The organism is Stenomitos rutilans (assembly GCF_059505485.1).
In genome coordinates this window covers 1-12,588 of record NZ_JCACKR010000051.1, presented here as the reverse complement: position 1 = coordinate 12,588, position 12,588 = coordinate 1, and the positions used below count along the sequence as shown (strand labels likewise).

The window sequence follows — 12,588 nt, the reverse complement described above, 5'->3', positions numbered from 1 at the left end:
ATCGTGATTTAATCAATCTGTAAGACAAACTTTCCACGGCGATGACCATTCTGAATCGCATCATGCACCGTTGCCGCCTCTTGAAGTGGAAACACCTCTACCGTTGATGGGTTTAAGTGTCCGCTATCAATCAATTGTCCAATTTGTTGAAGCTGGTTGCTGCCAGTTGGTTCAACAAAAATGGGAGCGCCTCGAAGCGCTGATGATGGCGAGACGACTGGCTCTGCTGCGCCTTCAGTAGAAATTAAAATGCCACCTGATTTTAAGGTTTGCCAGGAGCGTTGGCGCGTTCCACCGCCGATCGTATCAAGCACCACATCCACATCAGCAGCAATCTCTTCAAAGCGTTCGGTTTGATAATCGATCGCCTGGTCTACACCTAACTGCTGAATAAACTCCAACTTGGCGGTTGAGGCTGTACCAATCGCGATCGCGCCTTTCCATTTGGCATATTGCACAGCAAAGCTACCCACCCCTCCCGATGCCCCATGAATCAAAATCGTCTGCCCAGGCTGCAAGTCTGCCAGATTAAATAGCGCCTGCCAGGCTGTGAGAGCGATGCTGGGTACACCAGCCGCCGTTGCAAAGTCTACAGACATTGGTTTTGGGGCAATTAATGCGGCGTTCGCAACGACGTATTCTGCATAAGCACCTAATTGATTCAGTGGGAGCATGGCAAAGATGGTCTCTCCTGGAGAAACGGTGGTAACGGCAGCACCGATCGTTTCAACAACACCAGCAACGTCATAACCTAAAATCAGCGGCAGTGGAAAGGGAAATTTAGCCTGCAAGTAACCCTGACGTATTTTCCAATCGGCTGGGTTAACGCCAACCGCATGCACCCGGATGAGGACTTCATCTGCTTGCGGCTCTGGCCGAGATGCTTTTTCGTAGACTAAGACCGCTGGCGCTCCATAGTTATGGAGTCGAATTGCATCCATCATGTTTGTTGCCATGCGTCTGGTTGCGTTGCCCTGGTGCAAAAGACAGTGAAAGTATCATCCCGCAGCTTTGTGAATATTTTGTGAACGTGCCAGAAACAAATGGGATGGCGATCGCTGAACAAGCTTGAACTTCTCGCCGATGTTGAGCATAAAAGCAAGCCTGGAGAACTGCGTTGATGTAAACTTCACAACGCCTTAAAGTTGTCGCGATTTGGTATCCGTTTTCCGAAATGGTTGATAACGCACGTGAAGTCAGCCAGACTCATTTTTTTCAGGAATCTACCCATCGCTTTTGTTCTTTCTGCCTGCTAGGGCGCGTCATCAATTAAGCTCAGAAACCTTGAAGCATCAGCCTTACCACGCCCGTCCTAACAAACGAGCTAGGGGCTGGAACCCCTGCTGCAATTAATTTGTATGAGTAATTGATGACAGCCCCTAGCACTGGGTCACACATCAAATCGGGAGGATACCCTGCATGACCAGTGATCATTTGGTGCGTTTGGATCGATCGCAGCCCCCTGGCAATTTGGAACGATTAGGCACGCTTGCTCTGCTGTTGAGTTGGCTATTGCTCAATGGGTCAACGCTGGGTTGGCTTATCCGAACGGTTCAAGACATTTCACGGTTTAATCAGGTCATACTGCTGGCTGGTGTGGCGCTCCTGCTGGTTCAGGGAGTCCGTCATCGGCAGCAGTTTCGCTTTTCAGAGGTACCAAATCTTCGCTGGAGTCCACTGCTTCTACTGCTAGGCAGCACGATCGGCACGATCGCGGCCCAATGGCTACTCATGCTCGATCAGATACCTGTTGTCTTTGCACTCCTGGGTACCTATGGCTTACTGGGGCTATTTCTGGAGTCATCTGTTTGGCGGAAGGGATTACCGATTGGAGCGGCGATCGCGCTGATTTTGCCGTTTGGGGTGCAATACAGCACTGGCCTGGGATTTCCCGCTCGCATTCTGACAGCCCACCTCGTTGAGTTTCTCCTCAAAAGCTGGCACGTTGCCGCCCTGTCGTCAGAGGACATTATTGTGCTTGATACAGGGATTGCTCAGGTCGATTTACCCTGTAGCGGGTTGAAAAGTTTGTGGGCAGGCACAGTGTTTTTGTTGGTAGCAACCTGGCTAGAGCGGCGGCAGTTTGGACTGCGCTGGTTGGGTTTATTTGTGATCAACCTGGCGATGCTGATCATTGCTAACGTTGCTCGTGTACTGACGCTGGTACTGGTGGCGCACGTTTGGCACCAGTCTGCCATTGCCGAAGTACTGCATGTGCCGTTGGGCGTCATTACATTTGTTGCCGCCTGCGGGGTGAGTTTGTTTCTGTTGCGCTGGGTGCCACGATCAATCGCTGCTAGCCTTAGCGATCGCGAACAGACGAACACGGTTGAAAACGCAAAACGCTCCATGATCCTCGCCGCCTGCTTGTTAGCATTCACCGTCGTACCGCATCCTCCCGCGCCTGCGGTTCCGCCCGATGTCACAACATTGAACTGGTCGATCGCAGCCCAGCCACAAACAATTCCACTCACGTCTACAGAGCAAACCTTTTTTGCCAGCTACCCTGGTGTGGTCGCCCACAAACAGCGCTTTGCTTATCAGGGTCTCACTGGCTCGGTGCTGCTGGTTTCTAGCCCCAGTTTGCAGGTGCACCATGCTCCCGAACTTTGTTTAATTGGTAGCGGCTTTTCCCTGGATCGAATCACGCCACAGCCGTTTGTAGCAGGCCCATTAACCCGGTGGCTGTCATTAAATGATGGCAAGCAGACAGCGCTCTACTGGTTTCAGGCACCACACCAGACTACGGGAGATTTTCTGACTCGGTTTTGGCAAGAGGCCTCACGACACGAATCGTCCTGGACGTTGGTATCCATCTTGTTGGATGAATTCCATCAGCCGGACGATCCAACGCTGCAAGTGCTGGTAACAGACATTTATCGATCGCTCAATCAGCTTTTGCAAAAAGCCTGAGTTCCTAGTTCACTGCTTTTCCTCGCTACCGATCTGTCATGAAAAACCTTTTTACCGTCTTTTTCTGGATCTTTAATCTGACGCTGCTGGCGATCGTCTACCTGGGAGTGCTGCCCTTTTGGGGCCTGGCGCTCCTGAGCGATGCTGCCACCGGACAGGTACCGCTCAACTTTTTGGTGACATTCGTTGGCCTGGTAAGTGTGCCAACGGTCGGCGCGATTGCGGGCTTTCGCACCAAAATACGACAACCTGTGACCTTGTTCGAGCTGTTTTACGGCATTGAAGCACCGCTGCTGATCGTCTGTATGGCGCGGTTCTTCTGGTTGCGCGACCTCACCCCACTGACGACGTTTCTGCTGCTAACGCTGCTGTTAGGCACGATCGTCACCGGGCACTGGCTGCTGAGTCGGCACGAAAATGTCATGCGTGTGAGTCTGTGGCATCTAGCGGGGCAGGTAATGGTGCTGGCGATCGCGCTGTATCTCACGGCAATCCTTAGCTTTTACATACCACCTACCCTTGCAATCATGTTGGCGGCACTGCCAAGCGTACTAGCCTATGCCTTCGTCCTCCTACCTGTAGCGCTTCTGATGCTTGGTTTGTGTACACTACCGCTTGGCGTGTCGATCATGTACGGGCGATCGCTGCACAACACGCTGAAGCAGCTAGGCACTCGCTATGGCACCTGGCAGGTTGGGACATTTACAGGCACGGTTTTAGCCGTTGGGCTAGGAGCGTTTTTGCTGTTACAGCAACAGCCCCAGGTTAAAGCCTTCCGGTTGCTCAACCCGGCACCCCAAACTGATCAGCAGCGACAGGTGGTGTTGCAACAGTCCAACACTATTCGCAATGGGTTACTGAACGCTTACCTCTCGTCTTACCGCTATCCACGATCGAACAACACTGGGATGCAAGACTTTTACCAAAGCACCCTATCTGTACCCAACACGATCGCGCAAGCAGTGCAACGGAGTTTCGATGCTCTGACGGCTCCCTTTACCTACCAGGGCACCGAAGCAGATGTTGACAAAGCCGCTCAACTCTACACCCAGTTCTTTGATGCGCCACTGCTGCGAGGCGAACACGCGATCGTTCAAAAAGCGTTGCAGTCTACCTTCAACCGGGGTGAGGCTAAAGCGGGGTTGGATGACATCAACCAGAAGCGGGTGTGGCTAGAGTCCCAAAGCATTACCGTTACACCCCAAGGCGATTGGGCAGACGTAGAGATTCATGAGATCTACCAGAATAAAACAACCTTACCAGAGGAAGTCCTTTACTACTTTTCGTTGCCAGAAAGTGCTGCTATTACAGGTTTGTGGCTTAGTGATGAGATCAAGGTGCCAAAGAAATATCCGTTTGCAATCGCGCCTCGCGGAGCTGCACAACAGGTCTATACCAATCAGGTGCAGCGCAGTGTTGATCCTGCCCTTTTAGAACAGGTGGGGCCACAGCAATATCGTCTGCGAGCGTTTCCAGTGCCAGTAATGACACGCCTTTCCAGTTCGCAAACCGAGCCACCAAAGCTATCGCTTTGGCTGCAATACAAAGTGCTGAAACAGCCGTCGGGCTGGCAGTTGCCCACACTGCAAGAACAGCGCAACGTTTTCTGGACGGGAGCAACGAAGCGGTTAGTCAACGGCAACGCGATCGCCGCTTCTGATCAGTGGCTACCCGCAACACTTCCGGCTGAAAACATACCATACACATTGCATGAAATGACGCTTCCGTGGGGTGCCCATGTACTGGCAACCCCTGTGACTCAAACCGACTACCAGCTACCGCAGGGCAAGCGCTTTGCCGTGATCCTTGATCGGTCTCGCAGCATGGAAGCCCATCGGCAAAAGGTGACAGAAAGTTTCCGCTGGCTGCAAGAGACGATCCTGCGGCAAAACAGCGCGGATTTGTATCTCACAGCGATCGCGCCTGCCCAGCCCGAACGCCTTGAGAACCTCCAGGAGCATCCGTTTGATTCAGCCAAAACGGTGTTCTACGGCATGATGCAGCCCAAGGAGATGCTGACGCAGTTCCAGCAGTTGCGCGGCGATCGCTCATACGATGCCATTCTCGTCATCACCGATGCGGGCAGCTACGAACTGAATGATGACACCAAGTTAACAGCAGCCATGCCAGCTCCACTGTGGTTTGTGCATCTGGGTGGGCTGGCATTTGCGTATGATGACGCAACGCTAAAGGCCATTCAAGACAGCGACGGTGGCGTTGCAACTCAGGTACAAACCGTGATGCAGCGCCTTGCCAATCAGCCATCACGCGGCGCAGGCACCTCGTTTTTAAATTTGGTTGATGGCTATGCCTGGTTCCTGACTAAAAATGGCGCTGCATCCCCAGCTAAATCTACCAACGACGCTTTTGGAGCGTTAGCGGCTCGGCAATGGACGACTCATCTCAGTCACTACCTGCAACCCAATAAGCTAACTGAATTAGATGCGATTCATGCGGCGGCTCAGCGATACGGGATTGTGACACCCTACTCATCCATGCTGGTGCTGGTGAATGACCAGCAGCGCGAAGAGTTAAAGCAGGCGGAACAACAGTCCGATCGCTTTAACCGCAAGGTCGAAGACTCCCAACTGCCCCAGCCTAAGGCAAACATTAGTGCGGTTCCAGAACCTGCTGAGTGGCTACTGCTGCTAGTTGGGGTTGGACTATTTTGGGGGTACAGGCGATGGAACCTTAGCGAAAGCAGGAAAGCCGCCTTGTGAATCCTGCCAATCATTATTGCGCGTGCGATCAAGCTCAAGTAGTTCTCGATCGCACGCGCAATGACGATTCTGATAGCACATCTCAGTAGAAACAAGGTAGCGAAGCAAGTTGGAAATGGCTTAAGTAACCAAGATAAAACCCCGGCTGTAAAGCCGGGGAGGTCAGGAGAAAAGCCAAAACTAGTGAAGACATCGTCAGACTTTAAGAGTAAAGGAGACTACTCTCAGCCGCCTCAGCTTACTGAGAAGGCAGTCAGGAGGCTGAGGACTACCAGCCCAGCCGCGATCGCGGCTTGCACGATGTAGCGCTGCTGCTGCTCCATTGAAGGATAGGTCGCAAAATAAACTTTGGGTTCAATCGCGTAGTTGTTGAGAACGCCGTCTTCATTGGTGGTGTACATAGCCTAAAACCTCTTTAATGTTTCTTTATGTGAATAAGTGTAACGTTTTTGTTACATAGTGTCAATCATTGAGCGATTTTTGTTGACAAATTTGTTCTGTGGCTACGGAAGCGACTGCACTGTGCGAGTAAAGGCTCCAGCAACAGAACTTGCTGTAAAGTTGGAACCAACGCTTTTCAAGCGTTGTGCGGTAAACCCTACTACTGGATGTAATAACCGTACTCAGCACTGATCGCTGGCGAAAACCTAACCGTTATGGTGTACTTTCCTCTCTCATCCGTCACGCCGTGAACAGGAATGAGCAGCACGCTTAGGTCCATTGCTTTTGAAAAACCATCATCGCAATTTTTAGACGGCAACAGCGCGCGACAAGCCATTAGTGAGGAAGTTGCTGTGGCGATCGACCAATAAGTCAAACAAAGCATCAATCGCGCCCACGCAATGGCTGTCGCCGTTCTGACGCTCAACCGTGCTCTGTTGGAATCTGCAACCCAAGTGTTGCTGGCAACAGAAGTGCTGGAAGGTGACGCATTGCGAGCAATGCTGGCGCAGGTGCAAACACCCACAAAATGGCATGACTGGTTGGCAAAGGGATAAATGTTTGGTTGTTGCGCCAATGCTCTTCAGAAACGCATGATTGATGTCCCCATATTGCCTAGAGCGATTGCTCAGGGGAGTGCTACCAATTTACGGCAGATGGTACTCCTATTTGCTGTTATTCAAATTAGCCCCTGGCCCCCAGCCCTCCAGGATGAGCTAAAAGCTGACTGCTGAAAGGACAGCATACGTTTCGTAAACGGGCACCAACGCTATATCAACAGGTTGAACGCTTTCAGTCACCTTCTCTACCTTAAGGAGGGCCAGATTTTTTGTTTGACCCCACTCAAGAAAGACGTAGGCGGTCATGACTCACACTAAGCTCAAGAAGTGGACTCAAGAGTCCAAGCAAGTGTTCATTTGCCCGCTGACCCTATGTGCTTAACAGCTGTGGGAGTCAGCGTTCCTGGCATCAACTCTTTAAACATGCAAAAGCCCCTGCATTTGCAGGGGCTTTGCCATAGGGGAATTCAATCTATGTAAAACGCAAAACTAGTAGGAAGCACTACGGCGGGTCACAGCATAGTAGATGAACAGTGCCACGATCGCACCCAAGACAGCAACTACGACGCCACCAATACTCAGCCCAGCTGAGGTTAACGCTAACGTGCCTGTGGTCAAGAAACTGTAGAGGCTACCGCCAACAAATGCGCCAACAATACCGAGAATCATTGTGCCGAGGATGCCGCCACCCTGGCTACCTGGATAGATCGCCTTTGCGATCGCGCCAGCAATCAAACCTAAAACAATCCAAGCCAAGATATTCATGTTTTCAACTCCAGATTTAACAGTGCTTTAGAAATGTCTTTGTCACATTATTAAATTAGCAGGCAGTACCAGGCATTCGTCCCTACCTTTAGCGGGATTCCGTGTCAACCAGTGGGCAGAGAAAACACGCTTTAAGACTCTGCCTTCATGGTCATAAGCGCGTCGGTTCAAACGAGTAGCAGCTTCTGAAGGCTTGGGGGTTAACACTGGTGCAAAAACCAACAGAATATATCGGTGCCACATTCAGGTGGAGAGCCATGCTAACCAAACCCATTTTGTTGTCGAACTTTAAGCGCAAACAGCGAGTGCTCTGCCCTTTAATTACAGAGTAATCAGCGCGATCGTAGTGACGATCGCGCTGGTCAGTAGCAGTGAGCAAGCCTTTTGCCGCTGAGCTATCCTTTCACGCAAACAATTTGCTTGAGGGTAGCAACGACCTCGACCAAATCCGATTGATTCGCCATCACCTGTGCGATCGGCTTGTAAGCGCCAGGAATTTCATCAATCACGCCCTCATCTTTACGACACTCCACACCCGCCGTTTGTTGGATTAAATCATCCAGGCTAAATTGGAGCTTCGCTTTGTTACGAGACATCAATCGTCCCGCCCCATGTGAACACGAGCAGTAGCTGTGAGCATTGCCTTTACCCTTCACAATGAACGATTGGGCACCCATGCTGCCAGGAATGATTCCGTAGTCGGCTTCACGAGCGCGTACAGCACCCTTGCGCGTGACATACACATCCTCACCGTAGTGAGTTTCCCGCTCAGCGTAGTTGTGGTGACAATTCACTTCCAACAGCGACTTAAAGGGTTTGCCACCCGCTAGATGGCGCTCCATAATGTGCTTGACCCGTGCCATCATCACCACACGGTTGAAGAGTGCGTACCCCTGTGCCCATTGCAGATCGTGCCAGTAGGCAGCAAACTCTGGTGTTCCCTGCACAAAGTGAGACAAGTCAGGATCGGGCAGTTTAGCTCCCGCCAGCTTTGCCAATTCCTTCGCCGTTTCAATATGACGCTGCGCAAGAACATTTCCAATATGGCGTGAACCAGAGTGCAGCATCAGCCAGACCTGCCCTTCGGTGTCTAGACAAACCTCAATAAAGTGGTTGCCACCGCCGAGAGAACCCATCTGCTTGGTTGCTTTGCTCTCTAGCCCCTGCACTTTGGCATGGAGATGCTTGAAGTCTTGCCAACCCTGCCAATTAGAGACTGTCTTTTCAATCTCCTTATTGTCATTAAAACCCGTGGGAACAGCCGCTTCAATATCCATGCGGATTTGCTTCAACTTTCCTTCTAATTGCTCAGCTTGATAAGGCGTTTTGATGGCGGCCATGCCACAACCGATGTCTACACCAACTGCGGCTGGCATAATGGCATCCTGCGTAGCAATGACCGAACCCACTAACGCCCCTTTGCCTAAATGCACATCTGGCATTAGCGACACATGCTTAAACACAAAGGGTAGTGAAGCCACATTGCGAGCCATTCTCGCTTCATCATGTCCCAGAGCATGCCCTGCCCAAGAGAGGACGGGCGCATGCGTGTCTAAAGGTAACGTTTCGTAAGGCATAATTTCTGACCCTGTTTATTCTTGCTGGTTTTATCCCGTTTTTGTTACTACCATGAAAGAGAAAACAGTCAATTACCATTAACCCGCCTCTATGCGTGGCACTGGAAGGATATAGAAGTTGTCTATACTAATCCACAATTGATGTAACGCCCGCTTGAGTCTTGCCTCTAGTTGGCTGACAAAAGGGGATGATCAAAGCTTTGAAACGGCGATTGACAAAAGATTCTGGTAATAGAGGAAAGCTTAAGGGGGGCCAGCATTTTAAGATTGGATATCACTCAAACCCTACAAACGCTGTGAAAAAATATTCAATGGCTAGCTCTGACCATTTCTATACTGTCCCCCCATTTTCTAGAGTAGGCTGTGAGACAGCCACTCATCACGTTCACATTTATTCTGGCGTTTGAGCCTTTCGCTGCTCTTTAAGCCTTAAATCGACTCTCCACACACATCTACCAAATAGCACATGGAGCGAAACCGTAAACCCACAAGTTGATCGTAAAGAGGATTGAGTTTGCAGAGCGGAGGAATATGAGCAAGCTTGCGACCTAGAACAATGATATCTCGCTCAAAAGGGCATTGACCAGGAATAGCCTTATACAAAAGTCTGGCGATCGTTGAATTATTGATAGGGACATTATCAAGCCACTGGCGGACAGGTTGCAAAACATCAACGCGAAGAGTGTGTGATGGGGTTTGTCCGGTGTGCAGATTGGAATGGAAGGTTAGGTCTAAATCAGACATGGTGTTCCCCTCTCTTGTCTGTATGGTTCAAGCATCTACGCAACATTTATGAGTTTTGATACCGTAGCTGATTGATTGTTCCTTATTACAAGATACAAATCAGGATCATTTTTTCCGTAAAGCTAAGAATAGCTCTGTTAAATCACTGATGAATTTCCAATGAATTTAGTAGAAGTATATTTAGTGGTTTATCACTCATTGGTGCGGCTTTGAGCAGAGAATAAAATAGTAAAATCTGTCCAAAAAGAATGGGATTGCTTTGAAGTAAGGCTGTTAAACATGATCGTCTTTGAAAGACGGCAACCACATCCGAAAAACCGTATAGCAGAATACAGAAACTGCTGTATGGCTTTATGGGTAGTGCTTTTAAGCTTCAGCGATGTTAAGCAGCCAATAAAACGAGCGGAACTAACCTGCTAGTTAAGCGGTCATAACCATCTGTTACTGGCAAAGGTAGATTAATACTGCTCCTATTAAATCAAATCCTATCCAAAACATCATTCCTGGTGAGCGCGATCGAGAAGTCTTTGATGAAACGATTTCTTATCGCTTTGATTGCTACAGCAAATCGATCCGTGCTGTTTATCATTTGCAAACTGTGATTTCAATCACAAGTAAGGCTTGATAGCGATCAGCATTTTGTGTTTAACAAGACATCGAGTTTTGATACACTCAGTGTGCGATTGTTTTGGGTGCATCAATGACTAAAGACGTTCATCTACACCGTCCGGATATAGAACAGATGGTGAATCAAATTAGAGCTTGTGGGAGAATTAGCCGCAAAGATCAGCAGCAGTTTATGTCCGCACTTTTGTCTCAAAAGACCATTAGCCAGACAGAACAAGCATTGATTAACCAAGTGTTTGAGTTGCTGCGGTCTGGGCGTTTACGCGTCGTAGACTGAATTACCGTTTCTCCTAACCGCAGTTCTCATTTACAGGCAGTGCGATTGGGCTTAAGCAGTCAGGAGTCAACCCTTTGCAAGCAAGCGAAGCCTCATGGCTGCTAAACGCCCGTCCCTTGCTGATTTTCAGGCGTAGCTCTTACTTTAGAAGAAGCGTCATGTAGAGAACTAGAAACCCAGGTCAGTAGCAACTCGGTGAGCGCAGGCGAACCCAGAGAAAGCAACAGCATTCAACCCTTGTCCTGGAAACGTACTATCGCCCACACAGTATAGCCCGGAGAGTTTTGTGCGGTTAAAAGGCATACCGAGTAAGCCTGCTAATTTACGTCGAGGAACGGGGCCATACGTGCCATCAGCACGTCCCAAAAAGCGCCGATGGGTGCGTGGGGTTCCAATTTCCTGATAATCCAGGTGGGCAGAAAGATTAGGAAAGATGCGCTCAAGCCGCTGAATCAGGTGAGCAGCGGCCTCTTCTTTGCGAGTTTCGTACTTGGAAGGGGTAAGGTGCTGCCATGCATCAATCCAACTTGGCGTAAAGGTATGGATAATGTGATGACCGGAAGGCGCTAAGGTCGGGTCGAGCAAGGTTGGAATGGAGACAAAAATCGTGCCCTCCGCAGCCTCCATCTGCTCCCAGTCTTCAAGCAGGATGTGATGACACTCAGTGCCTGTTGGCAACGCGTCGGCTCTAACCCCTAGATGAAGACTCAGGAAACTGGGTGATTTTTGATAGCGGCGCTGCCATTTGCGTTCAGTTATTGGCATGTCTTCGGCTGGAATCAGCCTCTCGAAGGTGTCCCAACGCGTGGCATTCGAGATAACTCGTTTAGCGTAGTAAATTTTACCAGAGGCTAACTGTACCCCTACAGCGCGGCCATTTTCCTGCAAAATTTTGGTTACTCTGGCTTTGTACTGAATGTGCCCACCGCATTTTTCTAGCCCTTCCACCAGTTTCTGCGCAATCTGTCCCACTCCGCCTTTGGGATAGTTAATGCCACCGTAGTGTCGATCGCTAAACACCATGCCAGCATTAATCATGGGGGTGCGATCGGCAGGCACAACCGACCAGCAGTAACACTCCATGTCAATAAATTTCAGCAATGCTGGGTCGCTGATATAGCGGCGGGCGATGCCTCCAGCGTTTTGGGGCAGATATTTCACTAAGCCTAAACAGGCAAAGGGATGCTGAAAGAAGACCCGCATAAGGTAGCGCGGCTCCTCTAACGACAGCAACTCCATCGCATTGAGGCAGTTAAAGACGCGCCAACATTCATCGTAAAACCGTCGAATGCCGATCGCTTCGTGGGGAAAGCAGGCAATCAGTTCCTGCAAAAAATTCTCATAGTCCCGATGCACCTTTAGCTCTAGATTATTGGGCAGATGGTAATGAATCTGCACTGGATCAGGAATAGTTTCCAGGCTGACATCTACGGCTTGCAAGGCGCGGGTTAGAAGGTTGGTCGTGCCTTGCTGACCAAAGCCAAAAATCATGGAAGCGCCTACATCAAAGCGATAGCCCTGTTGCTCAAAATAACCAGCACTGCCTCCGGGGATGAGATACCGCTCCAGCACTAAAACGCTGGCTCCCTTGGCTGCTAATTGAGTAGCGGTCACTAGCCCACCGATACCAGAACCAATGACGATCGCGTCAAACTCAGTACCAGCAGGCAATGGTAGGGGGGATTGCTCAAACGTAGACGCTTCATCAGCTTGGGAAGATAGAGACATGAAAGCCAGGAAAACAGGACTTTTACCAGTTTATCGAAGTTGATGCTTCTAGGAGACTAAAAGAATCAGTAAGCCACTAGGAGTCTGTCAACTTTACAACCATTTTCAGTTGCATGCACCACACCCGACACTCACCCCTCCGCACCCGTCGTCAAAGAACGATGGCTTACCCAATCAAGCACCTTAGGATCGTGAACTTAATAAGACCGGAGAAAGGAGGGAAAGAAGTTAGACTG

At 50.0% G+C, this 12,588-nt stretch carries 10 protein-coding genes; 4 read left to right on the top strand and 6 right to left on the bottom strand.

The genetic code is table 11. The annotated features are described in order from the left end of the window. Nucleotides 1-8: 8 nt before the first annotated feature. A complete protein-coding gene (locus AC5JLP_RS08705; protein WP_496067539.1) occupies nucleotides 9-956 on the bottom strand; it encodes an NADP-dependent oxidoreductase in 948 nt (315 codons plus the stop codon). Nucleotides 957-1,419: 463 nt separating this feature from the next. Here AC5JLP_RS08705 and xrtO point away from each other — a divergent pair, with 463 nt between their 5' ends. Together xrtO and AC5JLP_RS08695 are read left to right on the top strand one after the other, a co-directional pair. After that, a complete protein-coding gene (xrtO, locus tag AC5JLP_RS08700; protein ID WP_496067538.1) occupies nucleotides 1,420-2,913 on the top strand; it encodes an exosortase O in 1,494 nt (497 codons plus the stop codon). Between the two features lie 38 nt (nucleotides 2,914-2,951). After that, entirely contained in the window at nucleotides 2,952-5,633 is a 2,682-nt protein-coding gene (locus AC5JLP_RS08695; RefSeq protein WP_496067537.1) for a TIGR02921 family PEP-CTERM protein, read from the top strand. 233 nt (nucleotides 5,634-5,866) lie between these two features. Here AC5JLP_RS08695 and psb34 read toward each other — a convergent pair whose 3' ends face one another. After that, a complete protein-coding gene (gene psb34, locus AC5JLP_RS08690; protein WP_496067536.1) occupies nucleotides 5,867-6,034 on the bottom strand; it encodes a photosystem II assembly protein Psb34 in 168 nt (55 codons plus the stop codon). A 441-nt stretch (nucleotides 6,035-6,475) separates the two neighbouring features. Between psb34 and AC5JLP_RS08685 the strand changes: the two genes are divergently transcribed. Beyond that, nucleotides 6,476-6,631, top strand: a complete 156-nt coding sequence (locus AC5JLP_RS08685) for a hypothetical protein (RefSeq protein WP_496067535.1) — start codon at nucleotides 6,476-6,478, stop codon at nucleotides 6,629-6,631. Between the two features lie 492 nt (nucleotides 6,632-7,123). Here the strand turns inward: AC5JLP_RS08685 and AC5JLP_RS08680 are convergent, their stop codons facing one another. From AC5JLP_RS08680 to AC5JLP_RS08670, 3 genes are all read right to left on the bottom strand, one after another. Continuing rightward, nucleotides 7,124-7,399: a GlsB/YeaQ/YmgE family stress response membrane protein gene (locus AC5JLP_RS08680; protein WP_496067534.1), complete on the bottom strand. Its 276-nt coding sequence runs from the start codon at nucleotides 7,397-7,399 to the stop codon at nucleotides 7,124-7,126. Nucleotides 7,400-7,794: 395 nt separating this feature from the next. Continuing rightward, complete coding sequence (locus tag AC5JLP_RS08675; RefSeq protein WP_496067533.1) at nucleotides 7,795-8,976, bottom strand: RtcB family protein; 1,182 nt, start codon at nucleotides 8,974-8,976, stop codon at nucleotides 7,795-7,797. A 429-nt stretch (nucleotides 8,977-9,405) separates the two neighbouring features. After that, a complete protein-coding gene (locus tag AC5JLP_RS08670; RefSeq protein ID WP_496067532.1) occupies nucleotides 9,406-9,720 on the bottom strand; it encodes a Mo-dependent nitrogenase C-terminal domain-containing protein in 315 nt (104 codons plus the stop codon). A gap of 700 nt (nucleotides 9,721-10,420) precedes the next feature. On the opposite strand from AC5JLP_RS08670, the gene AC5JLP_RS08665 reads away from it, so the two are divergent. Beyond that, nucleotides 10,421-10,624 (top strand): hypothetical protein, encoded by a 204-nt coding sequence (locus tag AC5JLP_RS08665; protein ID WP_496067531.1) that lies wholly within the window; start codon nucleotides 10,421-10,423, stop codon nucleotides 10,622-10,624. Nucleotides 10,625-10,792: 168 nt separating this feature from the next. On the opposite strand, the gene crtH is transcribed toward AC5JLP_RS08665, so the two are convergent. Continuing rightward, nucleotides 10,793-12,352: a carotenoid isomerase gene (crtH, locus tag AC5JLP_RS08660; RefSeq protein WP_496067530.1), complete on the bottom strand. Its 1,560-nt coding sequence runs from the start codon at nucleotides 12,350-12,352 to the stop codon at nucleotides 10,793-10,795. Nucleotides 12,353-12,588: the final 236 nt, after the last annotated feature.

Coding starts and splice junctions, on each gene's coding strand:
- AC5JLP_RS08665 (WP_496067531.1), top strand. CDS start 10,421: ATGACTAAAGACGTTCATCTACACCGTCCGGATATAGAACAGATGGTG.
- AC5JLP_RS08680 (WP_496067534.1), bottom strand. CDS start 7,399: ATGAATATCTTGGCTTGGATTGTTTTAGGTTTGATTGCTGGCGCGATC.
- AC5JLP_RS08675 (WP_496067533.1), bottom strand. CDS start 8,976: ATGCCTTACGAAACGTTACCTTTAGACACGCATGCGCCCGTCCTCTCT.
- xrtO (WP_496067538.1), top strand. CDS start 1,420: ATGACCAGTGATCATTTGGTGCGTTTGGATCGATCGCAGCCCCCTGGC.
- AC5JLP_RS08695 (WP_496067537.1), top strand. CDS start 2,952: ATGAAAAACCTTTTTACCGTCTTTTTCTGGATCTTTAATCTGACGCTG.
- AC5JLP_RS08670 (WP_496067532.1), bottom strand. CDS start 9,720: ATGTCTGATTTAGACCTAACCTTCCATTCCAATCTGCACACCGGACAA.
- crtH (WP_496067530.1), bottom strand. CDS start 12,352: ATGTCTCTATCTTCCCAAGCTGATGAAGCGTCTACGTTTGAGCAATCC.
- AC5JLP_RS08685 (WP_496067535.1), top strand. CDS start 6,476: ATGGCTGTCGCCGTTCTGACGCTCAACCGTGCTCTGTTGGAATCTGCA.
- AC5JLP_RS08705 (WP_496067539.1), bottom strand. CDS start 956: ATGGCAACAAACATGATGGATGCAATTCGACTCCATAACTATGGAGCG.
- psb34 (WP_496067536.1), bottom strand. CDS start 6,034: ATGTACACCACCAATGAAGACGGCGTTCTCAACAACTACGCGATTGAA.